Here is a 21,728-nt window from a genome sequence, read left to right on the forward strand (position 1 = left end):
GTGGCAGGCCGTGCACCCCGAGCTGGACACCGGGCCCATGGAGGTCATCGGACGGATCAACCGCTGTGCCGCGCTGCTCCAGCAGGCCGAGGACGCACCGCTGCGCCGGGCCGGGCTCAGCCGTCCCGAGTTCGACCTGCTGGGCGCGCTGCGCCGCACCGGCCACGAGCTGACCCCGGGGGAGCTGGCCCGTGAGACCTTCTCCTCCGGGGCCGCCGTCACCAAGCGGCTCAAGCAGCTGACGGAACGCGGACTGGTCGAACGGCGCGGCGACACTCGCGACCGCCGCGTCGCCCACCTCCGTCTCACCGACGCCGGCCGCGAGCTGGTCGACGGGATCCTCCCGGAGCAACTCGCCTACGAGACCGCCGTACTGTCCGTCCTGGAGCCCGAGGGCCAGGATGAACTCGCTGGCCTGCTCGCCGAGTTGCTCGGCCGCCTGGAAGGCAGGACGGGCGTGCTGCGGACGTAGGCGAGGACGTCAAGCGGGCGTCGGGAGGCCGCTCAGAGGACCTCGCGGACCGTACGGCGACGGGTGGAACGGCGGTCCTCGATGTCGGCCCAGCGGTCGCCGTAGACGTTCCGTGTGACAGGCAACTCCCGCTGGAAGTCGTGCGGGAATCCCAGCGGCACCGCGCTCGCGAGATGGTCGGCCGGCTGCTCCGGCTTCGTGGCGGAGATGATCGGTCGCGTTGCCGGGCCGGCCCAGCAGCCAGGCCAGGGCCACCTGCGCCGGGCCCCAGCCGCCCCGCTCGGCGACATCGAGGACGGCGCTGATGACGCCCTCCTCCTACGCCGCCGGCTCGTCACCCAAGGCGTCCAGCCGTCCCGTCTCCCCGCGCCGGTACTTCCCGCGCGAACCCGCGAGGCACGTCCAACCCCGCCGCTCCGCAAGGGTGTTGGCCTGGGCGATTTCCCAGGCCGGCCAGTCCGACACACCCACGTGCAGCACTTCGCCGGAGCGCATCACGTCGGCCGGGGCCCGCGTCACCTCCTCGACCGACCGTACGAGGTTCTTGCGGTGACTGCCCGCCGCATCGGGGTCCCCGTCGCGCGTCCCGCGCGTGTACGTGCCGGCCGGCACGACGGACTCCCGGCGCCCGGTGAGCAGTTCGCCGACGATCCGCTCCGGGCTGCCGTCCGCGTCGTTGTTCGCGGTGTCGATGAAGCCGCCGACCGCCTCGGCATGGGTGTCGACGATCCGGGCGCAGGTGTCCTTGCCGGCACCCCGGCCCCAGTCCTCGCCGAGCGTCATCGTGCCGAGCGCGAGTTCGCTGACGCGCGGACCGGTCCGTCCGGACAGCGTGTAACGCACGTCAGCTCCCTCAACCCGGGCCTCAGCCTCCCGGCGTTCAGCCCCCGGTGCACCCTGAACGTCTCAGCTCTCCTCGCCGGCCCGGTGCACCCCGAACGCGGCGCCCTGCGGATCCCGCAGCACCGCGATACGCGGCCCGTCCGGCACCGAGACGGGAGCCAGCACGACGGCACCGCCCGCGCTCTGCGCGACCTCGGCTGTCGCGTCCACGTCGGCCACCGTGAAGTACGGCAGCCAGTGCGGCGGTACCTCGGGAGGGAACCGGTCGCCCATGTCGGCCATGCCGCCGAAGTCGTCGCCGTCGATGCCCCACTGCGTGTACCACTCCGAGGCGTTGACACTCCAGCCGAACACCGTGGTGTAGAAGTCCTGCGCCCGCTCGGTGTCCCGGGTCGCCAGCTCCACCCAGCCGAGGGCACCGGGCGCGTTGAACAGCCCGGCGCCCGGGAAGGACCGCGCCTGCCAGAGCTGGAACACCGCACCGGTCGGGTCGAGGACCACGGCGAACCGGCCCACGTCGAACACGTCCATCGGGCCGAGGATCACCGTCCCGCCGGCCTCCTCCACGCGTCGTACCGCCGCATCCGCGTCCGGCACCGCGAAGGAGACGTTCCACGCCACCGGCTGGGACTCCTGGTACAGCGGGGTGAGCGCGGCGACCGCCGCGTCGCCCAGGCGCGCCACCGTGTACCCGCCCGCCTCCTTCCGCGGATCGGTCTCCGGCCGCCACCCGAACAGCTCGGTGTAGAAGCGCTTGGCCCCCTCCAGATCGCTGGTCCCCAGCTCGGTCCAGCACGGTCCGCCGGCCACCGGCTTGTCGAACTTCATCACGGTTCCTTCCGGCCGGGCCGGCCGCCGCAGCGCCCGGGGACGTCTCTCGGCACGCTAACCCCGGCTTCCCGCCACGGCCATCCGGGGCGCTCCCCGCGGCTACGGAGCGCGCGAAGGTGCCGGCGATGGAAACCATGGACACCGAGGACACCGAGGACACCGAGGACACCGAGGACACCGAGGACACCGAGGACACCGAGGACACCGAGGACACCGTGGCACTCTCGCCAGCCGGGAGATCGCCGAGTACTACGGACGCGACCGGGGAGACGCCCGACTCCGCACGGGCGCGGGAGGCTGCAGTTCCGGCGCACCCAGGACGTCCCGCGCAGGCTCCTGCCGCCCGCTCCGGCCCGGAACCTCGACGTGGGCGGCGGCAGCGGCGTGCACGCGGAGTGGCTCGCCGGCGACGGCCACGAAGCGGAAGTCCTCGACCCGGTGCGGTTGCACGTCCAGCGGGCCGCGCGGCTGCCGGGGGTGCGGGCTGGTCCGCGCGGCGATGCGGCAGACCGAGTCCCTGCCCTCACTGCTCGGCGTCAGCGGTCACGTGCTCACCACAGGCATCAGGCCCGCGGACGGGACCATGCCCACGGGTGGGGCCGGACGCCGGGCGCCCGAACCCCAGGGCCTGTCCGGCGGATCCGGTCGCAGACGCGGGGCCGGCACGCCCTCCCTCACTGCCTTAAGGGCGTGGGGGCACCCCAGCGGCGTTGCCGTCGGTTGCTGCCGCTCCGCGTCGGCGCCCTCCTCCGCCTTGCGGCTGGACGCTCCTCCACGCTCGACCTCGCTCGCGGCGGGGCACCCCCATCGCCCGCTCACCTGCGCTGATGAGGTGCCGTCGATGTCCTGCGACCTGATCCGCCGACCCTAGATCCCCGGCCGGTACCGCATCGGATGGTCCGCCGGGACCTCCACCAGCGCGATGCGGATGCCGTCCGGGTCGGTGATCCACATCTCGATCAGGCCCCACGGCTCCTTCAGTGGTGGCCGGACGATGTCGACGCCCTTCGCCCGCAGCTCCTCGTGCGCGGCAGTCACGTCGTCCACCTGCAGCCACAGCCGGATCGCGGACGACGGCGGGGTCTCGGACCGGCCGGAGAGCTCCAGGAAGCCGCCGCCGAGGAAGTAGACCGTCCCGCGCTCGGTTCCCGTACCGAACTCGCGGTAGACGGACAGGCCCAGTTGCTCGCCGTAGAAGGCCCGGGAGCGCTCGGGGTCGGTGGGGGAGAGCAGTGTCCGGCTGCTGAGTACGTGCACCATGCAGGCGGAGCCTAATGGCAGGGTTACCCTCGACCCTGGCTGAGCCACGCCGAGATCGGAGACCGCCCCATGGAGACACCCGCCACCGGACCCAGCTTCCGGGACGCCACCGACGCCGACGTCGACGCGCTGGTCGCGCTGATCGAGTCGGCCTACCGCGGGGACGCCAGCCGGGCCGGGTGGACCACCGAGGCGGACATCCTGGACGGCCGGCGGACGGACCCCGAGGGCGTGCGGGAGGTGATCAAGTCGCCCGACAGCCGGCTGCTGACGGTGGAACAGGACGGCCGGATCGTCGCCTGCTGCCAGCTCGAACACCGCGGTGACCACGCCTACTTCGGCATGTTCGCGGTCAGCCCCGCCCTGCAGGGCGCCGGCCTCGGCAAGCAGATCATGGCCGAGGCCGAGCGCCTGGTGCGCGAGACCTGGGGCGTCACCGAGATGCACATGACGGTGATCTCCGTACGGGACGACCTGATCGCCTGGTACGAGCGCCGCGGCTACCGCCGTACGGGACAGATGTCACCCTTCCCGTACGGCGATGAGCGCTTCGGTATCCCGCAGCGCGACGACCTGCAGTTCGAGCTGCTGGTCAAGAAGCTCGCCTGAGTGCTTCCGGCTGGTCCCTACGCGGTGAAGCGTGCCGTGCGCTTGATCTCCGGGAAGTCGGTCGTCGCCCCGTCCAGCTCCAGGGCGCGGACCAGCCGGAGATGGTTGTGCGTGTTGACGACCCAGCCGATGATCCGCAGCCCGGAGGCGCGCACGTGCTCGACGACCTCCAGGGTGAGCCGGCGGATGTCGAGGCAGACGGTCGCCGCGCCCAGGGCGACCGCGCGCTCCGCCACCTCCATGCCGTAGCTGCTGGCGATCAGGGCCGTGCGGACGCCCGGCACCAGCCGGGCGATCTCGGTGATCGCCTCGGCCTGGAACGAGGACACCTCCACGCGCCCCACCAGATCGCGCTCGTGCATCACCGCCGCGAGCGCCCGGGCCGCCGCCACGTCCTCGATCTCGACCTGCAGCGGTGTGCGTACCGCGGCCAGCACCTCCTCGAACACCGGCACCCGCGCCCCGTGGCCCGCGTCCAGGACCCGTAGCTCGGCGAGGGTCTTCTCGGCGACCGGCCCGGTGCCGTCGGTCGTTCGGTCCACCTCCGCGTCGTGCATGACGACGAGGGCGCCGTCCTTGCTCAGGTGCAGATCGAGTCCGATGACGTCGAGGCCGGCTTCCTGCGCGGCGACGAAGGAGCGAAGGGTGTTCTCGGGCGCGACACCCATGACCCCGCGGTGACCGATGGTAAGGAAGTTCAAGGTTCGACTCGCTTCCGTCGACGGCGGCTCGGCACGCGCGGGACGGGCGGACCCCGTCGTCCGCGCGAGCAGAATCGCAGCCTAGTGGGCGGGACCCGCGATGAACCCGCACGTGCATGAGGCATCCGGGGCGTGGCGGGCTCTCAGCTGGCCGGTATCCGCCCCCGCGTCACCCTGCCGTGGGCGAGTCCCCGTTCCCTTGACCTCTGCGCGGCAGACGCGTGACCGTCCCGCGAAGAGCGTGTGACCGCGCTGCGAAGCACCACGCCAGAGCCGGTCGCCGACGGCGGAAGTGAGCGTCGTCACGGTGTACGGCAGAAAAAACAGCGGTGACCAAGGAGCTGGACCGAATAATTTCCCGCTCAGCCTCTTGATGGCGGAAACCGGGTATGCATACGGTGTCCATACGAGAGGTTCTCCCGTGGAGGATGGGACATGACGGAAATTCTTGTGCAGGCGGCTACGGGGGGACAGATTCCTTCTTCGGCCAGGGTGATCGAGCACCCGGCCTGGGCCGTGCTCAAGGATGCCGTGGAGCGGATCCGGCCATGGCAGTCGAAGGACGGATCGATCGACTTCGAGGCCGAGGGTGCCCCGGCGAAGGCGGACGTCGAGGCCGCCGTACGGCGTGTCGTCGACGCGGTCGAGCAGCTCTCCGTGCTGCTCCCGCACGACGAGGCCTACCACCGGGCCCTGGTGAAGGATCTGCACGGCTGGGCCGGGGGCGGCTTCCAGGTGCCGGACTTCCTGGACTCCCTGCTGGCCTTCCAGCCCGCCGCGCAGCGCGCGGACGGCTTGCAGCACCTGGTCGTCTTCCCGATGTACACGCAGAACGGCAACCCGGACCGCAACCTGGAGGCGGTCGTGCTGCGCATGGTCTGGCCGGAGTGGCTGGCCGAGCTGGAGCGCACGCGGTACGACAACCCGCTGTTCTGCGGCATCACGTTCGAGGACTTCACCTCCGGCTACGACACCAACTCCGCGGTGCTGTTCCCGGAGACGATCGCCGTACGCGAAGCGCCGGAACGTTTTTCCTGGGGTGGCATCTTCTGTGACCGCGAGGCCGCCCGCTTCCGCCGGGTGACCGACGCCGCCGTCGACATCCTGGGCCTGGAGCTGCCCGAGGACATCGCCGCGATGGTCCACGACCAGAAGCGCTGCGAAGAGGCCTTCGTGCTGTGGGACATGGTCCACGACCGCACCCACAGCCACGGTGACCTGCCGTTCGACCCGTTCATGATCAAGCAGCGCCAGCCGTTCTGGATGTACGGCCTGGAGGAGCTGCGCTGCGACCTCACCGCCTTCAAGGAGGCCGTGAAGCTGCAGGCGGACGGCGTCCCGCAGGCCCGTGACGTGCAGTATGCGGTGCTCTTCGACCGGATGTTCCGCTTCCCGGTGACCGGCGACCGCGTCCGCAACTACGACGGCCTCGGCGGCCAGCTGCTCTTCGCCTACCTGCACAAGCTCGACGTGGTGCGCTGGACCGACAACAAGCTCGCCATCGACTGGGAGCGCGCCCCGCAGGTCACCAACCAGCTGTGCGCCGAGATCGAGAAGCTCTACAAGGACGGCATCGACCGCCCGAAGCTGGTGCACTGGTTCGCCGGCTACGAGCTGGTCTCGACCTACCTCGCCCCGCACCCCGGTTCCCGCTGGGCCAAGGGGCCGGACGCCCTCGACCTGACCCAGCCGCCGCGCAAGCTCGTGGACGACGTGCTTCCGGACGAGTTTCCGCTGAGCATGTTCTACGAGGCCCTGTCCAAGAAGCTGAAGCATGTGATCGCCTCCACCAAGGGCATCACGGCGGACAGCGCCGAGCCGGTCGCCGCGTGAGCGACCGCGTCCAGAACACCTGTCAAGAGGGGAAGAACGTGGGGAACAACGGGTCTCTGAGTGGTGCGGTGATCGCGGTGGCCGGCGCGGGCGGACCCGCCGGACACGCCGCGCTGGTCCGGCTCGCCGAGGCCGGAGCGGTCGTGGTCGGTGCCGACAACAACCCCGAGCGCCTGGCGGAGGCCGTGGACGCGGCCCGCTACGCCCGCGGTGGTGCCACGGTCACCGGGGAGACCGTCGATCTGCTCGACCTGCAGTCCACCCGCGACTGGGCGGCCCGCATCGAGAAGGACCACGGCCGGATCGACGGCCTGGTCCATCTGGTCGGCGGCTGGCGCGGCAGCGCGAACTTCACCGAGACGGACCTCGCCGACTGGGATCTGCTGGAGAAGCTGCTGATCCGCACCGTCCAGCACACCTCCCTGGCCTTCTTCGACGGTCTGCAGCGCAGCGACCGCGGCCGGTACGTGCTGATCAGCGCGGCAGGCGCATCGAAGCCCACCGCGGGCAACGCGGCGTACTCGGCGGCCAAGGCCGCCGCCGAGGCCTGGACGCTCGCGATGGCGGACGGCTTCCGCAAGGCCGGGGGTGAGGAGGGACCGCGCTCGGCGGCTGCCATCCTGGTGGTGAAGGCGCTGGTGCACGACGCCATGCGCGCCGAACGCCCCAACGCGAAGTTCGCGGGCTTCACGGACGTCAAGGACCTCGCCGAAGCCATCGAGGGCGTCTGGAGCAAGCCCGCCGCCGAAGTGAACGGAAACCGCCTGTGGCTGACCGAGAAGCCGTGAACCCTCCCAAGACCGACGCGCGTCGCCACCACGACCCGCAGGTCCGCGGTTTCGCAAGCGACAACTACGCCGGGGCCCACCCCGAGGTGCTCGCCGCCCTGGCTCTGGCCAACGGCGGCCATCAGGTGGCCTACGGCGAGGACGAGTACACCGAGCACCTCCAGCGGATCATCCGGAGCCATTTCGGGGCCACTGCGGAGGCCTTCCCGGTCTTCAACGGCACCGGCGCGAACGTCGTCGCGCTCCAGGCGGTCACCGACCGCTGGGGTGCGGTGATCTGCGCCGAGAGCGCGCACATCAACGTCGACGAGGGCGGTGCGCCCGAGCGCATGGGCGGCCTGAAGCTGCTCACCGTGCCCACGCCGGACGGCAAGCTCACCCCCGAGCTGATCGACCGGCAGGCCTGGGGCTGGGAGGACGAGCACCGCGCGATGCCGCAGGTCGTCTCGATCACCCAGAGCACAGAGCTGGGCACGCTGTACACGCCCGAGGAGATCCGCGCGATCTGCGAGCACGCCCACGCCCGGGGCATGAAGGTGCACCTGGACGGCTCCCGGATAGCCAACGCGGCCGCCTCCCTGAACGTGCCGATGCGGACGTTCACCAACGCGGTCGGTGTCGACATCCTCTCGCTGGGCGGGACGAAGAACGGCGCCGTCTTCGGCGAGGCCGTCGTCGTCATCAACCAGGACGCGGTGCGGCAGATGAAGCACCTGCGGAAGATGTCCATGCAGCTGGCCTCCAAGATGCGCTTCGTGTCGGTGCAGTTGGAGGCGCTGCTGGCGAAGGACCTGTGGCTGCGCAACGCCCGGCACGCCAACGAGATGGCCCAGCGGCTCGCCGAGGGCGTCCGCGCGGTGCACGGCGTGGAGATCCTCTACCCGGTGCAGGCCAACGGCGTGTTCGCCAGGCTTCCGCACGACGTGAGCGAGCGCCTGCAGCAGCGCTTCCGTTTCTACTTCTGGGACGAGGCGGCCGGGGTGGTGCGCTGGATGTGCTCCTTCGACACCACGGAGGAGGACGTCGACACCTTCGTCGGCGCCGTCAAGGAGGAGATGGCGCGCTAGCCCCCAGTGATGCATAGATATGCGGTCGCTCGAAAAGTCATTGACTGTCGGGTGATCGCATTCCTATGCTCTGCGAACATGGAGCTGATCCAGAACACCGCCGATCTTTCCGCGTACTTGGCCGCGGACGAGGCCATCGACCATCACCATCCCGTGGTCCGCGAGACGGCCGCGCGACTGGCCGCAGGGGCGGCCGACTCGTATGCCTATGCGCGGGCCGCCTTCGACTTCGTGCGGGACACCATCCCGCACTCCCGGGACTCCGGCGACCCGCGCGTCACCTGGCGCGCCTCCGACGTGCTGGCCCTGGGCACCGGCATCTGCTACGCCAAATCCCATGCGCTGGCCGCCCTGCTGCGCGCCGAGGACATCCCCACGGCCCTGTGCTACCAACGGCTGGCGCACGACGACGGCAGCGGCCATGCCGTGCACGGTCTGGTCGCCGTGCGCTTCCACGGCGCCTGGCATCGACAGGACCCGCGCGGAAACAAGCCCGGCGTGGACGCCCGGTTCTCCCTCGACGGCGAGTGCCTCGCCTGGATCCCCGACCCCGCGGCCGGCGAAGTGGACTATCCGCAGCTGTACGCCCGACCGCACCCTGTCGTCCTCGACGCCCTGAAAGCGGCCCCGGACCGGTCCTACCTGTGGAAGACGCTCCCTGACGCGCTTGACCACGAGTGGTCGGCGGGGGTGTAGCCGAGGTCGCGACGTGCCGCGGTGATGTCGAACCAGTGGGCGCGGGTCAGTTCGGCCACGAGGAAGCGTGTCAGCAGGGGCCGGCGTCGCCTGCGGGTCGCCTTCCCCACGGCTTCGAGGAGTGCGGCGACGGCGAGCGCGGCGGAAGCGGGGACACCGCGCACCTCCACGCTGCTGCCGCCGTACGCGAGCAGGCCCCGGACGGTCGCGGCGAGGGTGCAGGGCCGGCCCTGGGTGACGAAGTAGCGGGCGCCTGCCAGAGGGGAGTTCGCGGTCAGTCTCTCCACCGCCAGCACGTGTGCCTCGGCGGCGTCACTGACGTGCACGGTGTCCACGCGTTGGGAGCCCGCTCCGGGCAGCAGGAGCCTCCCGCGCCGGACCGCGGCGCGCAGCCCGGGCAGCAGATGCGGGTCGCCGTCGCCCCAGATCAGATGGGGGCGCAGGGACACGGTGGCCAGCCGGGGGCCGTTGGCGGCCAGGACCAGCTGTTCGGCACGGGCCTTGGACCAGGGATAGGGGGCGAGGAACCGGCTGGGGTACGGGGCGGACTCGTCGACGCCTTCCAGGTCACCGCCGGCGAAGACCACGCTGGCGCTGGAGGAGTTCACCAGCCAGGGCACACCATGGCGTCGGCAGGCGTCGAGGACGGCCGTCGTCCCCGCGATGTTGACGGAGGCGAAGTCGTGTCGCGGCCCCCAGATGTCGGCCAGCGCCGCCGTGTGGACGACCGCGTCGCACCCGCGCACGGCGTCTGCGACCGCAGCGGGGTCGCGGATGTCGCCCCACACGGCCTCGGTCCCGCTCGGCGGCGGTGCCCGGTGGCCGCGTTGCAGGGACCGCACCTGGTGCCCGCGGGCCGCGAGGCGCCGGCAGACCTCGGCGCCGAGGAATCCGCTGCCGCCCGTGACCAGGATCTTCATCCGCGGTCCTCCTCCGCCGCCTTCGTGGCAGCGGCGCTCGCCGCCAGACGACGCCGCGCCCACTGGCCGAGCACCCCTCTCTCGATCTTCGAGTTGTGCCGGATGTCGACCGGGAAACCGGGGTGGAAGAGGATCGCGCGGACCTGAGCGCCACCTTCCAGCGCGGCGAGGGTGCGACGCAGGTCCGCGACGATCCGGCCGCGCTCGGCGCCGCGCCGCGGCGCGTCGGCCTCCACGCACAGCGCGGGCACGGCCTGTTGGCCTCCGCCGGCGTCGACCAGCGCGGTCCGCCGGACGCCGTCGACCGCGTTGCACGCCGGTTCGACGCACTCGGTGTACAGGGGGCCGTCGGGGCCGGGAACCGCGTGGGCCTTGCGTCCGCAGTACCAGAGGTTGCCCTCGTCGTCCGTGCGGCCCAGGTCGCCGGTGCGGTGCCAGACGTGAGCCCCGTCGGGGATCTTCGCCTCGGCGTCGGCATGCGGGCGGCCGTAGTAGCCGCGGCTGACCAGGGGGCCGCGCACCGTGATCTCGCCGACGGCGTGCGCGGGCAGCGGCTCGACCGCGGACCAGTGGGCGATCGGTCCGGCTTCGGCCGGGATGACGCGCACCGACATGACCGGCACCACCCGGCCCACGCACCGGCCACCGCCCCGTTCGGACGCGGCGCGCGCGGACCGCAGGTCCGGGCCGTCGATCGCGCTCACCGGAAGGCTCTCGGTGGCGCCGTAGACGCTCCGGATCACGGCGTGGTCCGGCAGGGTAGCGGTGAGGCGGTCCAGCAGGCCGTACTCCAGCGGGGCCCCGAAGGTGGCGACCGACCGTACGGTGGCGAGGGCCGGTTCCCTGCGGCCGTCCCCGGCGAGAACGGTCATGAGCGCCGGGGAGCCGAGCACGCAGGCCGCACGCGTCTGCGCTGCCGCGCGCAGCAGATCGTCCCGACGGGCCCGGCCCGGCCTGCGGAAGTCCATCCGGGGAACGACGACGGTGACGCCGAGCGCCGGGCCGCCCAGGGCGAAGGGCAGGAAGCCGACGACCGCCACGGTTCCCGGCTGTGCGCCGAGCACGCCTCCCGTGGCGCCGCACTGACGCACCAGCTGTTCGTTGGTGTACACCGCGCCCTTCGGTGTGCCCGTGGAACCGGAGGTATAAGCGATCAGCGCCGTGCTGTCCCCGGTGGCGTCGAGTGCGGCGCGTGGTGCCGTGCGGGCGAGTGCGGCGACCGTCGGCCAGGGACCGGGACCCGACCCGGTGCAGAGCACCGTGTGCACACTCGGTCGTGCCCAGCCGTACAGCACCCGTGCCACCTGGGCGAGCGGCTCTGCCACGAAGGCCTGCGGGGCGGCCTCGCGCAGGCACCGTTGCAGGGCCGCACGGGGCAGGCCGGGGTCGATCAGTACGGCGCAGGCGCCGAGCGCGGACAGCGCGTACACCGTGGTGAGCAGGTCCAGCGGACGCCGGGTCAGCACCACCGCCCGCGTGCCCGGGCCGATGCCCGCGGCCGCCAGCGCGTCCGCGGTGCGCAGGCACCGGGCGTACAGGCCGGCATAGGTGATCCGTTCCCGGCGCCGGCCGCAGAACGTGTCGAGTGCGACGGCGGTGGGCTCTGCCTGCTGCCAGCACGCCAGCCTGCCCAGCAGCCCGGCCTGCGTCCCGGTCGCGGCGGTCGCGGAGACGGACATGGCTCAGCTCTGCCTCTCAGGGGGGCACCCCAGGAAATCCCGTACGCACGCGATGACTTCGTCACGGGCGTCCTCCTGGACGAAGTGCCCGGCATATGGAAACAGCCGCACCTCGGCGGCGGGGAAGCGGCGCATCCACTCGGCGAGGAAGCGGTGGTCGAAGACCGGGTCCCGGCCGCCCCAGCACACCAGCAGGGGCAGTGACGTCATCTTCGGATCTTCGACCGGGCCCACGTCGATCAGCGGCCACGCCGGGTCGGTGGGGGCCAGCGGGATGTCCTGGATGAACCGCACCACCGCCAGTCGCCGCTGCCTGCCGCGATAAGGGGCCGCATAGGCACGGCGCACGGGCGCGGGCAGCGGTGAGGTCACCCCGAGGCGGGCGGCGGCCAGGACGAAGGCGTTGGTGCGGTGCACGAACCAGGCCGGCGGACGGCCCCCGCCGCGGATCAGGCGGAGGTACCACGGCAGCCGGGCACCGGCCGGCAACGGGAAGGCCGCGGAGTTGAGCATGACGATGCGGGACAGCCACTCGGGCCGGCGGCGCGCCCAGGCCATGCCGATGACACCGCCCCAGTCGTGCCCGATCAGGGTCCAGCCCCGGTCCGGCAGACCGTGCTCGGCCACCAGGTGCTCCACCAGCCGCTCCAGATCCGCCAGGCGACAGGAGGCGGTATAGGGGTAGACGGACTCGCCGGGGCGGTCGGACAGGCCCATACCGATGTGGTCGGGGACGACGCACCGATGGCGGGCGCGCAACTCCCGCACCAGGTCCCGCCACATGTAACTCCAGCTGGGGTTGCCGTGCAGCATCAGCACCGGCGCACCCGCCCCCTCGTCGAGGTAGTGCTGCCGCACACCCCTGTGGGCGAACCAGTGGGGCGTGAAGTCGTAGTCGGCACAGGGGAATTCGGCCTCGGTCAGCGACACCGGAGCATTGTCGGCCCCGGCAGACCCTCTCCGTGCCGCGCGTAACTCCACCGTATGAAGCCCTCGACCATGATCACTCCAATGGCCCCATGCGGACCGGCATCCGTTTGCGGTGCGCCGCTCCTCCTCACTTCACTGGCCCGAGCCGCCGCCGGGCGGCACTCGACGACGACTGCGGTATGCCGCAACGACTGCGCTATGCCGCGGAGACGACACGACTGCCATGACCAACCCCCGCTACAGCACGATCCGTCGGGTCGCCGTCCATGTGCCCGCCGACCGTCAGACCGGCCCGGAGATCGAGGACGAGGTGCGCTCCCGAAACCCCGGCGTACGGCTCATGCCCGGTCTCCTGAGACAGATGTACGGCTTCGAGGAGCGCCGCGTCGCCCCACCCGGGACCTGGCCCTCCGACCTGGCCGCCGCGGCCGGCCGCAGCGCCCTGGAGCAGGCCGGTCTGGCCCCGGACGCCGTCGACCTGCTGATCTTCGCCTCCGCGAGCGAGGACGTCGAGGAGCCGGCCACCGCACATGTCGTGGCACACAAACTCGGTGTCACCGCACCGGTCTTCGATGTGCAGAACGCCTGCAACGGCGTCCTGAACGCCCTGGAGATCGCCGACGCCCTGATCCGGGCGGGCCGTTACGCACGCGTGCTCGTGACCACGGGGGAGCGCGGGAGCCGGCTGTCCGCGCTCCCGGTCCGTGACCGCCGGGAACTGGCCCTGCTGCTGCCCGCGTTGACACTGGGCGACCTCGGCGCGGCCCTGCTCGTGGAGGCGAGCGACCGGCCCGGGATTCTCGCCGCCGCGTTCTGCGCCAACTCCTCGGGCTGGCAGGCCGCCACCGTCTCCAACCCGTACTTCCCGCAAGCCGCCGACGCCCCCGCGGTCCGGTTCGACTCCGCGGCCCTCGCCGCCTCCTTCCCGGGCCTGGAGGCCCGCGCGTTCGACGTGCTCCACGCGGCCGGCCGCAAGCCGGGAGACCTGGACCTTGTGTGCGTGCACCAGCCGTCCGTCGCCTTCACCCGCACCATCCTCGACTCCCTCGGCGTGCCAGAGGACAAGGCCGTAGCCGTCTTCACGGCCTACGGCAACGTCGCCACCGCCGGCCTTCCCCTGCAACTCGCACAAGCCGCGGAGCGGGGGCGGTTACGCCCGGACGACCTGGTCGCCCTGTTCGGGCTGGCCAGCGGAGCCTCCGGCGGGCTGGTCCTCCTGGAGTGGAGCCCCTGATACACATCCGCAGTCCCGACGTCGAGCCCCGAGGAAAAGGCCATGACCGACACCTACGACACCATCCGCTCCGTACTGACCGGCAGCTTCCTCGTTCCGGAAGCCGAAATCGGCCCCGAGGTCACTCTGGAGCAGCTCGAACTGGACTCCCTCGCACTGGCCGAGTTCGCGCTGATCCTGGACGAGAGACTCGGAGTGAAGATCGACAGCGAGCACGCCACCCGGACCACCACACTGGCCGAAGTCACCGAGTACGTCGGCACACTGCGCACCTCGGACCCGGTGACGGCCCCGTGACCGCCTCGATCGCCGTCACCGGCCTGGGACTGGTCACACCCGCCGGGATCGGCGTCGAGGACACATGGACCGGTGTCTGCGCCGGGCAGGCCACCGCCGCCCCGGACCCCGCCCTCGCCGGACTGCCCGTCGACTTCTCCTGCCGGGTCCCGCTCGCGAAGCAGGATCTGGACCGGCGGACCGGACGCAAGGCCTGGCGCATGGGCCGCTTCGCCAAACTCGCCGTGCTGGCGGCCCGGGAGGCGGTCCGCGACGCGGGGCTCGACCCCGCCTGCTGGGACGGGGCCAGGGTCGCCACGGTCATCGGCTGCGGCATGGGCGGACTGGAGAAGCTGGAGGAGCAGTGCGCACGCCTCGAACAGCGCGGAGCCGACCTGACGTCACCGCTCGCCATTCCGATGATCATCCCGAACCTCGGTACGGGCGAGGTCTCCATCGACCTCCAGGCGCGCGGGCCCAGCCTCAGCCCCGCCACCGCATGCGCTTCCGGCGCGAGTGCCATCGCCACGGCCCGTGACCTGCTGGCCGCCGACTTGTGCGACATCGCGGTCACGGGAGGCGTGGAAGCCGCGGTCAGCCGCGTGTGCACCATCGGCTTCTGGCGCATGGGCGCCCTCTCCGTACGGTCCGACCGGACCGCGGCCTCCCGGCCGTTCGCCGCCGACCGGGACGGCTTCGTCATGGCGGAGGGCGCCGGGATCCTCGTACTGGAGCGCACCGCCGACGCCACCGCCCGCGGCATGCGCCCCCGCGCCCTGCTCGCGGGCTGCGGCAGCACGTCCGACGCCCACCACCCGACGGCACTGCCCGAGGACGCCCACGGCGCCGAGGCCGCCCTGCGCACCGCCCTCGCCGAGGCAGGGCTCGCCCCGGACGATGTGGATCACGTCAATGCGCACGGCACTTCGACACCGCTCAACGACGCCGCCGAGGCCGCGCTGATCGCCCGGGTCCTGCCGCACCGCCCGAGCGTCACCGCCGCCAAGGGCGTGCTCGGGCACACCCTCGGCGCGTCCGGGGCCATCGAAGCGGCGCTGACGGTCCTCTCGCTCCAGCACCGCCGCATCCCGCCGATCGCCAACCTCCAGGCGCCCGCGCCCGAGTTCGACATCGACTGCGTCACCAAGCAACCCCGCCGCCAGGACCTGCGCACCGCCGTCAGCCACTCCTTCGGCTTCGGCGGCCACAACGTCGTCCTCGTCCTCACCGCGCCCTGATTGCGACCTCCGAATGTTCCGCCGCACCATCTCCGCGGAAACCCCTGCAAGAGATCGGCTCAATCGCAGTCGCCAACTTCCCGGCCATGAATCCGCCCAATCACCGTCCCTGGTGAAGATGTTGAACTGCACCAGGCGGTCATCGAAACAGCCGGACGTAGGCTCCTGGCAGGGCAATGTCCACGGCCCGCCGACGGGGCAGCCTGCGCACAGGTTCACCCGCCTCGACGCTCAGCGGGGTGGCAGCGTGCTTTCACCGGATGTAGTCCGTCACGGGCTCGGAAACGATCCTGGACCGACGCATCATCACGCCACGGCCGACGGTCTCCCTCACCATGCCCTGCCAGTCGGGCCACCACCGTGCCGTCGGGTCGAGGTCGACGTGGCCTGTGCGCTTGGACTGCTCGAACTCCTCGGCCTCGTCACCGACGCCGTACGCGTCACGCATCTCCAGATGCACCGCGCCATGGCGCGTACACGGCGCGGCTCGTGCGGACGGCGCCGTAACCGACGTGGGCGCTCACCAGCGACCTGCGCGACCTGCGCGTACCGGCCCGGACGGGAGCGCGCCGTCGCAGCGCTGCGCACCAGCCACCAGTCCTTCACACAACGCGCGCCGATCCACCCGGCCAGAGCCGGTAACCGCCGCATGATGCCGACGGCTCTGCAACTCCCCAGGGGCGCGGGGAACTGCGCGACAAGCGACAACGGACCCGCAGCCCGAAGACGCCCGCACCTCCCACGAGCCGGACCGCCCTCCACCGGCCCGCAGCCGAACAAACCGCTCAGGGCCCCACACTGCTAACGCACCGCAGGTCACCGCGCCTCAGCCGCGCGCAGCTGCTCCACCGTAGGTGCCGTACCCCCCAGATGGGCCGGCAGCCACCAGGAGTCCTCAAGGCCCTTGGGGCGGCCCGGGTAGGCGCGCTGTGCGGCCTCCAGCACTTCCTGGACGGCCTCGCGCAGCCGGCGGGTGATCGCGCCCGCGTACTGGTCGCGGGGTGCCTCGACCGCCTCGCCGACCCGCATGGTGATGGGCAGGTGGTCGCGCTTCAGGTTGCGGGGGTGGCCCTTCGTCCACAGCCGCTGGGTGCCCCACACCGCCATCGGGATCAGCGGGACGCCGGCGTCCTGGGCGAGGCGCGCCGCACCGGACTTGAAGCTCTTCAGCGTGAACGACTGCGAGATGGTGGCCTCCGGGAAGACCCCGACCACCTCGCCCGAACGCAGCGAGTCCAGCGCGTGCGCGTAGGCCGTCTCGCCCTGCTTGCGGTCCACCGGGATGTGCTTCATGCCGCGCATCAGCGGACCGGAGATCCGGTGCCGGAAGACGGACTCCTTAGCCATGAAGCGCACCAGCCGCTTCTGCGGCAGGGCCGCCAGGCCGTTGAAGACGAAGTCCAGATAGCTGATGTGATTGCTGACCAGCACGGCGCCGCCCGAGCGCGGGACGTTCTCCGACCCCTGGCAGTCGATCTTCAGGTCCCAGACCTTGAACAACGTCTTGGCGAAACCGATGACGGGACGGTAGACCAGCTCTGCCATGGGCGGGACGGACCCTTTCTGCTCTGCTCGGGAAAGGGGGACTCCCGGCGGGGAAGTTACGCAGCCGTAGGTTTACGGCGTCTCGCAGATCGTGCCCGAAGAACGGACGGGTAGCCAGTCCTGGTGCCCCGGAGTGGCGAGATCCTCGTCACGTCGGCCGCCATCCCACCTTGGATCTTTAAGACGCCTTTACTCCGCCCGTACTGTGGCCCTCTTCAGAAGAAGGAACATCTCGCACCCCAGGCAGTACCCGAACGCCGCGTTCAGGAAGGCGGCGGCGAGCGCCGCCCCGGTCGCGGCCAGCCCCAGCCACTGCGGCCCCACGGCGAACCCGGCAAGACCGAGCCCGGCGAACACCAGCCCCACCGCCTGCGCGAACCGCGGCGGCTCCGGCGCCTCGAACTCCCGCGGCGGCCCGAGCCGCGGCCGTACGGCGGTGCGGAACACCCAGCCGTACGGCGACCGCTGCACACCCGCGGCCGCGCCGAGCGCGAACACCAGCGTCTGCCAGCCCAGCAGCCAGCCGCTCTGCAGGATCAGGGCGGCGGCCAGAACCGCCGTCGTCACGGCCGCCGCGAACCGCGGCCCCCTCACATCGATGTCCATGAACCAAGCATTCCGCAACGGAAACTCCTGCGGGAGGCGGGAATCTTTGCAGTCTCGTGAATGCTTGTGCACATGATGACCGGACTGGTGGTGTGCGTGGCGGTGCTCGTCGTGGCGAGCGCCGCCGGAGTGCTGTACAAGCGGCGGAGCGGGAGAGTGCGGGTGCGCGGGCGGGACGACGGCAAGCGGCTGGGCGCCGCCGAACTGGGCGGCGCACTCGGTGAGCGGGCCACGCTGGTCCAGTTCTCCAGCGCCTTCTGTGCGCCCTGCCGGGCCACCCGGCGTGTGCTCGGCGAGGTCGCCGGCATGGTCCCCGGGGTGACCCACGTCGAGATCGACGCCGAGGCCCACCTGGACCTCGTACGCCGGCTGGAGATCCTGAAGACGCCCACCGTGCTGGTGCTCGACGCCGACGGGCGGGTGGTGCGGCGCGCCACCGGACAGCCCCGCAAGGCCGATGTCATCGCGGCGCTGGGGGAGGCCGTGTGAGTGCGGTGACGTATCTCCCGGATCGCGGAACGTACTTGACTGTGCGTGCCACCTATCGTCAACCTGACCCTATGCCGACCGAACTCCTTCTCCACGGGCGGGTCCACGTAGACCTCGCCCGCACCGCGAGCGCCACCTGTCCGGACTGTTGAGCACCGACGGCCCAGCTCGCGACCTCCAGCAGAAGGACAACTCGAATGACGGCCTCGCCCGACCTCGGCACCGTTCAGCTCGCCTCTCCCGACCTGTTGCGCTCCACCTTCCGCCGGCACGCCGCCGGTGTGGCGGTGATCACCGCGTGCGGTGACTCCGGTCCGGTCGGCTTCACCGCCACCTCCCTCACCTCCGTCTCCGCCGAGCCCCCGATCGTCTCCTTCGGCATCGGCACGGGCGCCTCCAGCTGGCCCGCGATAGCCGAGACCGACCACATAGGCGTCCACATCCTCGGTGAGCACCAGAGCGAGCTGGCCGCCACCTTCGCCCGCAGCGGCGCCGACCGCTTCGGCGCGCCGACCGCCTGGCGCGAGGGCCCGGAAGGCGTACCGGTGCTCCATGGCGTGCTCGCCTGGCTGGTCTGCCGGATCACCGGCCGCGTCCCGGCCGGTGATCACCGGATCGTGCTCGCCGAAGTCGTCCTGGGCGACCACTCCGGCACCGGCCGTCCGCTCCTGTACCACCAGGGCCGCTTCAACGGCCTGCGGGACTGATCATGCGGCCGTCCCCTGCGGGCCCGTCGAGTTCCGGTTACGCTGCGTTGCGAAGGTCACAGTTCAAAGCGCTTGCTTAGCGGGCATGAACTGGGTGTACTGACGAGTAATATTTCGGTCGGAGCGCGCGGACGCCCCGACCGGGATCGGCCGCTTGAGGCGCCTATGCTGCCTGCAAGAGGCAGCCCGACATAGACGATGCAGTAGGAGAGCCGGCGTGAGCTTGAGGATCGTTGTCACTGTGAAGTACGTGCCCGACGCCACTGGCGACCGGCACTTCGCCGATGACCTGACCGTCGACCGCGACGACGTGGACGGTCTGCTCTCCGAGTTGGACGAGTATGCGGTCGAGCAGGCCCTCCAGATCGCGGAGAACGCGGACGACGCCGAGGTCACCGTCCTGACGGTCGGCCCCGAGGACGCCAAGGACGCGCTCCGCAAGGCCCTCTCCATGGGTGCCGACAAGGCCATCCACGTCGAGGACGACGACCTGCACGGCACCGACGCCATCGGCACCTCCCTGGTGCTGGCCAAGGCGATCGAGAAGGCCGGTTACGACCTGGTGATCTCCGGCATGGCCTCCACCGACGGCACCGGCGGTATCGTCCCGGCCCTCGTGGCCGAGCGTCTCGGTGTCCCGCAGGTCACCCTGCTCTCCGAGGTCTCGGTCGAGGACGGCACGGTCAAGGGCCGTCGCGACGGCGACGCCGCCAGCGAGCAGCTGGAGGCCTCCCTCCCGGCCGTCGTCTCCGTCACCGACCAGTCGGGCGAGGCGCGTTACCCGTCCTTCAAGGGCATCATGGCCGCCAAGAAGAAGCCGGTGGAGTCCTGGGACCTGTCCGACCTGGACATCGAGGCCGAGGAGGTCGGCCTGGAGGGCGCGTTCACCAAGGTCGACGAGGCCAACGAGCGTCCGGCGCGCACGGCCGGCACCATCGTCAAGGACGAGGGCGAGGGCGGCAAGCAGCTCGCTGAGTTCCTCGCGAGCCAGAAGTTCATCTAAGGGTTCGCACCCGCTGACCGCCCCTCAACTTCGTTACGCAGGAGAGCAATCCCATGGCTGAAGTTCTCGTCTACGTCGACCACGTGGACGGTGCCGTCCGCAAGCCCACCCTCGAACTGCTGACCCTGGCCCGCCGCATCGGCGAGCCCGTCGCCGTCGCGCTGGGCAACGGCGCCGCCGACACCGCCGCCACGCTCGCCGAGCACGGCGCGGTGAAGGTCCTCACCCACGACGCGTCCGAGTACGCCGACTACCTGGTCGTGCCGAAGGTCGACGCCCTGCAGGCCGCCTACGAGGCTGTGTCCGCCGGGGGCTCCCTGGCCGCCGTGCTGGTCCCGTCCTCCGCCGAGGGCAAGGAGATCGCCGCCCGTCTGGCGCTGCGCATCGGCTCCGGCATCATCACCGACGCCGTCGACCTGGAGGCCGGCGACGAGGGTCCGGTGGCCACCCAGTCGGTGTTCGCCGCGTCCTTCACCACCAAGTCCCGTGTCATCAAGGGCACCCCGGTCATCACGGTCAAGCCGAACTCGGCCGCCGTGGAGGCCGCCCCGGCCGCCGGCGCGGTCGAGGCGCTCGCCGTGTCCTTCTCGGACAAGGCGACCGGCACCAAGGTCACCGCCCGCACCCCGCGCGAGTCGACGGGCCGCCCGGAGCTGACCGAGGCCGCGATCGTGGTCTCCGGTGGCCGCGGTGTGAACGGCGCCGAGAACTTCGCGATCATCGAGGCGCTCGCCGACTCCCTCGGCGCGGCCGTCGGTGCCTCGCGTGCCGCCGTCGACGCCGGCTGGTACCCGCACACCAACCAGGTCGGCCAGACCGGTAAGGCGGTCTCGCCGCAGCTGTACATCGCCAACGGCATCTCCGGCGCGATCCAGCACCGCGCCGGTATGCAGACCTCGAAGACCATCGTGGCCGTCAACAAGGACCCCGAGGCCCCGATCTTCGAGCTGGTCGACTACGGCGTCGTCGGCGACCTCTTCGACGTCGTCCCGCAGCTGACCGAGGAGATCAAGACCCGCAAGGGCTGATCCCCGCCTCCGCTGTACGAGGCCCCCGTGACCGCGCCGCCGGTCACGGGGGCCTCGCCTCGTCTCATCCCAGTGTCAGGGAGGCCTGCACCGGCAGGTGGTCGCTCGGGAACCGGCCGTTCAGCGAGAACGTGTTGATCGAGGCTTGGTGCGTCGTGACACCAGGGGTGGCGAGGATCCAGTCGATGCGGTCGCCGTCGGGGGTCAGCGGCTTGTACCCGTGGAAGGTCCCGTACAGCTTGCCGCGCTCGGCCGCGGCGTCCCAGGTGTCGGCCAGGCCGGCGCCCAGCATCGTGTCGTAGACCGGGTTCTTGTGGGCGGAGACGTTGAAGTCGCCGGTGACGAGGAGCGGGAGCGAGCGGTCGAGTCCGGCGATGCGCTGGCAGATCAGGGCGGCGGCACGCGCGCGTGCGTTCTGGCTCTGGTTGTCGAGGTGCGTGTTCAGGACGTAGAACTCGCGGTCGCCGTCGAGCAGATCCTGGAACCGGACCCAGGTCACCATCCGGATGGAGCCGCCGCCCCAGGTGTTGGACCCGATCACGTCCGGAGTGCCGGAGAGCCAGAAGTGGTCGTACTCCTGCGGGGCGAGGCGGCGGGTGTCGTAGAAGACCGCCATGAACTCGTCGCGGCTGCCGCCGGCGCGTCCGGTGCCGATCCAGTCGTAGGGAGTGCCGAGGTCGGCCTCGATGTCGCGCAGCTGCTGGTAGAGGCCTTCCTGGGTGCCGATGACATGGCACCGCTCGCGCTGCAGCAGGGCGTGCGTCACGGGTCTGCGGGCGGCCCAGCTGTGGGGTTCGGCGGAGCTCGCGTAGCGGAGGTTGTACGACATGACACGGAGCGGACCGCTCGGCGGTTCGCCGGCCGAGGCGGGGCCGGCGGCGAGTGCTGTACTGGACAGGGACATGGGGATCGTGACCGCTAACACGGTCTTCAGGCCCATACGGCGGGTGACGCGGCTGCGGTTCGGCACGGG

The 21,728-nt window shown here is 71.3% G+C and carries 26 protein-coding genes; 14 read left to right on the forward strand and 12 right to left on the reverse strand.

Annotated features, from left to right (window positions below; genetic code table 11):
- Positions 1-472 (forward strand): MarR family winged helix-turn-helix transcriptional regulator (locus M878_RS86375; RefSeq protein WP_023552772.1); only part of this gene is annotated, 472 nt, incomplete at its 5' end.
- A 32-nt stretch (positions 473-504) separates the two neighbouring features.
- Here M878_RS86375 and M878_RS000000102000 read toward each other — a convergent pair.
- The 4 genes from M878_RS000000102000 to M878_RS86390 form a co-directional block, all read right to left on the reverse strand.
- Entirely contained in the window at positions 505-633 is a 129-nt protein-coding gene (locus M878_RS000000102000; RefSeq protein WP_425347920.1) for a hypothetical protein, read from the reverse strand.
- Positions 634-790: 157 nt separating this feature from the next.
- Complete coding sequence (locus tag M878_RS000000102005) at positions 791-1,315, reverse strand: aldo/keto reductase (protein ID WP_023552774.1); 525 nt, start codon at positions 1,313-1,315, stop codon at positions 791-793.
- Between the two features lie 63 nt (positions 1,316-1,378).
- Entirely contained in the window at positions 1,379-2,143 is a 765-nt protein-coding gene (locus tag M878_RS86385) for a VOC family protein (protein ID WP_023552775.1), read from the reverse strand.
- A gap of 870 nt (positions 2,144-3,013) precedes the next feature.
- Complete coding sequence (locus tag M878_RS86390) at positions 3,014-3,406, reverse strand: VOC family protein (protein WP_023552776.1); 393 nt, start codon at positions 3,404-3,406, stop codon at positions 3,014-3,016.
- 69 nt (positions 3,407-3,475) lie between these two features.
- Here M878_RS86390 and M878_RS86395 point away from each other — a divergent pair, with 69 nt between their 5' ends.
- Positions 3,476-4,015 (forward strand): GNAT family N-acetyltransferase, encoded by a 540-nt coding sequence (locus tag M878_RS86395; protein ID WP_023552777.1) that lies wholly within the window; start codon positions 3,476-3,478, stop codon positions 4,013-4,015.
- A 17-nt stretch (positions 4,016-4,032) separates the two neighbouring features.
- Here the strand turns inward: M878_RS86395 and M878_RS86400 are convergent, their stop codons facing one another.
- Positions 4,033-4,716, reverse strand: a complete 684-nt coding sequence (locus tag M878_RS86400) for a glycerophosphodiester phosphodiesterase (protein ID WP_078630487.1) — start codon at positions 4,714-4,716, stop codon at positions 4,033-4,035.
- 435 nt (positions 4,717-5,151) lie between these two features.
- Between M878_RS86400 and M878_RS86405 the strand changes: the two genes are divergently transcribed.
- From M878_RS86405 to M878_RS86420, 4 genes are all read left to right on the forward strand, one after another.
- Positions 5,152-6,549, forward strand: a complete 1,398-nt coding sequence (locus M878_RS86405; RefSeq protein ID WP_031226884.1) for a DUF6421 family protein — start codon at positions 5,152-5,154, stop codon at positions 6,547-6,549.
- Entirely contained in the window at positions 6,546-7,337 is a 792-nt protein-coding gene (locus M878_RS86410; RefSeq protein ID WP_051430152.1) for an SDR family oxidoreductase, read from the forward strand. The genes M878_RS86405 and M878_RS86410 overlap by 4 nt, the downstream gene beginning before the upstream one ends.
- On the forward strand, positions 7,334-8,404 hold the full coding sequence (locus M878_RS86415; protein ID WP_023552781.1) for a threonine aldolase family protein: 1,071 nt from the start codon (positions 7,334-7,336) through the stop codon (positions 8,402-8,404). The genes M878_RS86410 and M878_RS86415 overlap by 4 nt, the downstream gene beginning before the upstream one ends.
- 78 nt (positions 8,405-8,482) lie before the next feature.
- Entirely contained in the window at positions 8,483-9,100 is a 618-nt protein-coding gene (locus tag M878_RS86420; RefSeq protein ID WP_023552782.1) for a transglutaminase-like domain-containing protein, read from the forward strand.
- Here the strand turns inward: M878_RS86420 and M878_RS86425 are convergent.
- Genes M878_RS86425 through M878_RS86435 form a run of 3 tightly spaced genes read right to left on the reverse strand, consistent with a single transcriptional unit; the run spans position 9,043 to position 12,629 of the window.
- Positions 9,043-10,020 (reverse strand): NAD-dependent epimerase/dehydratase family protein, encoded by a 978-nt coding sequence (locus M878_RS86425; protein ID WP_023552783.1) that lies wholly within the window; start codon positions 10,018-10,020, stop codon positions 9,043-9,045. The two genes, M878_RS86420 and M878_RS86425, sit on opposite strands and share 58 nt — an antisense overlap.
- Positions 10,017-11,699, reverse strand: a complete 1,683-nt coding sequence (locus tag M878_RS86430; RefSeq protein ID WP_023552784.1) for an AMP-binding protein — start codon at positions 11,697-11,699, stop codon at positions 10,017-10,019. Before M878_RS86430 ends, M878_RS86425 begins: the two co-directional genes overlap by 4 nt.
- Positions 11,700-11,702: 3 nt before the next feature.
- Entirely contained in the window at positions 11,703-12,629 is a 927-nt protein-coding gene (locus M878_RS86435) for an alpha/beta fold hydrolase (protein WP_023552785.1), read from the reverse strand.
- 223 nt (positions 12,630-12,852) lie between these two features.
- Here M878_RS86435 and M878_RS86440 point away from each other — a divergent pair, with 223 nt between their 5' ends.
- From M878_RS86440 to M878_RS86450, 3 genes are read left to right on the forward strand one after another with little or no spacing between them, the layout of a single operon-like run.
- On the forward strand, positions 12,853-13,863 hold the full coding sequence (locus M878_RS86440; RefSeq protein WP_023552786.1) for a 3-oxoacyl-ACP synthase III family protein: 1,011 nt from the start codon (positions 12,853-12,855) through the stop codon (positions 13,861-13,863).
- A gap of 42 nt (positions 13,864-13,905) precedes the next feature.
- Positions 13,906-14,160, forward strand: a complete 255-nt coding sequence (locus tag M878_RS86445) for an acyl carrier protein (protein ID WP_023552787.1) — start codon at positions 13,906-13,908, stop codon at positions 14,158-14,160.
- Positions 14,157-15,377: a beta-ketoacyl-[acyl-carrier-protein] synthase family protein gene (locus M878_RS86450; RefSeq protein WP_023552788.1), complete on the forward strand. Its 1,221-nt coding sequence runs from the start codon at positions 14,157-14,159 to the stop codon at positions 15,375-15,377. The genes M878_RS86445 and M878_RS86450 overlap by 4 nt, the downstream gene beginning before the upstream one ends.
- Positions 15,378-15,630: 253 nt before the next feature.
- Here the strand turns inward: M878_RS86450 and M878_RS000000101530 are convergent, their stop codons facing one another.
- The 3 genes from M878_RS000000101530 to M878_RS86465 form a co-directional block, all read right to left on the reverse strand.
- On the reverse strand, positions 15,631-15,825 hold the full coding sequence (locus M878_RS000000101530) for a DUF6879 family protein (RefSeq protein WP_209445587.1): 195 nt from the start codon (positions 15,823-15,825) through the stop codon (positions 15,631-15,633).
- Between the two features lie 368 nt (positions 15,826-16,193).
- Positions 16,194-16,922, reverse strand: a complete 729-nt coding sequence (locus M878_RS86460; RefSeq protein WP_023552790.1) for a lysophospholipid acyltransferase family protein — start codon at positions 16,920-16,922, stop codon at positions 16,194-16,196.
- Between the two features lie 189 nt (positions 16,923-17,111).
- Positions 17,112-17,528 carry a DUF4395 domain-containing protein gene (locus M878_RS86465; RefSeq protein WP_023552791.1) on the reverse strand — a complete coding sequence of 139 codons (417 nt, stop codon included), beginning with the start codon at positions 17,526-17,528 and terminating at the stop codon, positions 17,112-17,114.
- Between the two features lie 75 nt (positions 17,529-17,603).
- On the opposite strand from M878_RS86465, the gene M878_RS86470 reads away from it, so the two are divergent.
- The 5 genes from M878_RS86470 to M878_RS86485 all read left to right on the forward strand — a co-directional run bounded on the left by M878_RS86470 (position 17,604) and on the right by M878_RS86485 (position 20,755).
- Positions 17,604-18,017 (forward strand): thioredoxin family protein, encoded by a 414-nt coding sequence (locus M878_RS86470; RefSeq protein WP_031226892.1) that lies wholly within the window; start codon positions 17,604-17,606, stop codon positions 18,015-18,017.
- 71 nt (positions 18,018-18,088) lie between these two features.
- On the forward strand, positions 18,089-18,169 hold the full coding sequence (locus M878_RS000000102010) for a putative leader peptide (protein WP_365583582.1): 81 nt from the start codon (positions 18,089-18,091) through the stop codon (positions 18,167-18,169).
- Between the two features lie 45 nt (positions 18,170-18,214).
- Positions 18,215-18,724: a flavin reductase family protein gene (locus tag M878_RS86475; RefSeq protein ID WP_023552793.1), complete on the forward strand. Its 510-nt coding sequence runs from the start codon at positions 18,215-18,217 to the stop codon at positions 18,722-18,724.
- 217 nt (positions 18,725-18,941) lie between these two features.
- On the forward strand, positions 18,942-19,727 hold the full coding sequence (locus M878_RS86480; protein WP_031226893.1) for an electron transfer flavoprotein subunit beta/FixA family protein: 786 nt from the start codon (positions 18,942-18,944) through the stop codon (positions 19,725-19,727).
- Positions 19,728-19,780: 53 nt separating this feature from the next.
- A complete protein-coding gene (locus M878_RS86485; RefSeq protein ID WP_023552795.1) occupies positions 19,781-20,755 on the forward strand; it encodes an electron transfer flavoprotein subunit alpha/FixB family protein in 975 nt (324 codons plus the stop codon).
- A 64-nt stretch (positions 20,756-20,819) separates the two neighbouring features.
- Here M878_RS86485 and M878_RS86490 read toward each other — a convergent pair whose 3' ends face one another.
- Positions 20,820-21,725, reverse strand: coding sequence for an endonuclease/exonuclease/phosphatase family protein (locus tag M878_RS86490; protein ID WP_023552796.1), 906 nt, complete (start codon positions 21,723-21,725; stop codon positions 20,820-20,822).
- Positions 21,726-21,728: the final 3 nt, after the last annotated feature.

The sequence above is a fragment of the Streptomyces roseochromogenus subsp. oscitans DS 12.976 genome, from assembly GCF_000497445.1.
GTDB lineage: Bacteria > Actinomycetota > Actinomycetes > Streptomycetales > Streptomycetaceae > Streptomyces > Streptomyces oscitans.

Excerpts from the sequence above, each read along its gene's own strand:
- M878_RS86385 (WP_023552775.1), bottom strand. The coding sequence starts at position 2,143 with ATGAAGTTCGACAAGCCGGTGGCCGGCGGACCGTGCTGGACCGAGCTG.
- M878_RS86390 (WP_023552776.1), bottom strand. The coding sequence starts at position 3,406 with ATGGTGCACGTACTCAGCAGCCGGACACTGCTCTCCCCCACCGACCCC.
- M878_RS86395 (WP_023552777.1), top strand. The coding sequence starts at position 3,476 with ATGGAGACACCCGCCACCGGACCCAGCTTCCGGGACGCCACCGACGCC.
- M878_RS86405 (WP_031226884.1), top strand. The coding sequence starts at position 5,152 with ATGACGGAAATTCTTGTGCAGGCGGCTACGGGGGGACAGATTCCTTCT.
- M878_RS86420 (WP_023552782.1), top strand. The coding sequence starts at position 8,483 with ATGGAGCTGATCCAGAACACCGCCGATCTTTCCGCGTACTTGGCCGCG.
- M878_RS86425 (WP_023552783.1), bottom strand. The coding sequence starts at position 10,020 with ATGAAGATCCTGGTCACGGGCGGCAGCGGATTCCTCGGCGCCGAGGTC.
- M878_RS86430 (WP_023552784.1), bottom strand. The coding sequence starts at position 11,699 with ATGTCCGTCTCCGCGACCGCCGCGACCGGGACGCAGGCCGGGCTGCTG.
- M878_RS86440 (WP_023552786.1), top strand. The coding sequence starts at position 12,853 with ATGACCAACCCCCGCTACAGCACGATCCGTCGGGTCGCCGTCCATGTG.
- M878_RS86445 (WP_023552787.1), top strand. The coding sequence starts at position 13,906 with ATGACCGACACCTACGACACCATCCGCTCCGTACTGACCGGCAGCTTC.
- M878_RS000000101530 (WP_209445587.1), bottom strand. The coding sequence starts at position 15,825 with ATGCGTGACGCGTACGGCGTCGGTGACGAGGCCGAGGAGTTCGAGCAG.
- M878_RS86460 (WP_023552790.1), bottom strand. The coding sequence starts at position 16,922 with ATGGCAGAGCTGGTCTACCGTCCCGTCATCGGTTTCGCCAAGACGTTG.
- M878_RS86465 (WP_023552791.1), bottom strand. The coding sequence starts at position 17,528 with ATGGACATCGATGTGAGGGGGCCGCGGTTCGCGGCGGCCGTGACGACG.
- M878_RS86470 (WP_031226892.1), top strand. The coding sequence starts at position 17,604 with ATGACCGGACTGGTGGTGTGCGTGGCGGTGCTCGTCGTGGCGAGCGCC.
- M878_RS000000102010 (WP_365583582.1), top strand. The coding sequence starts at position 18,089 with ATGCCGACCGAACTCCTTCTCCACGGGCGGGTCCACGTAGACCTCGCC.
- M878_RS86475 (WP_023552793.1), top strand. The coding sequence starts at position 18,215 with ATGACGGCCTCGCCCGACCTCGGCACCGTTCAGCTCGCCTCTCCCGAC.
- M878_RS86485 (WP_023552795.1), top strand. The coding sequence starts at position 19,781 with ATGGCTGAAGTTCTCGTCTACGTCGACCACGTGGACGGTGCCGTCCGC.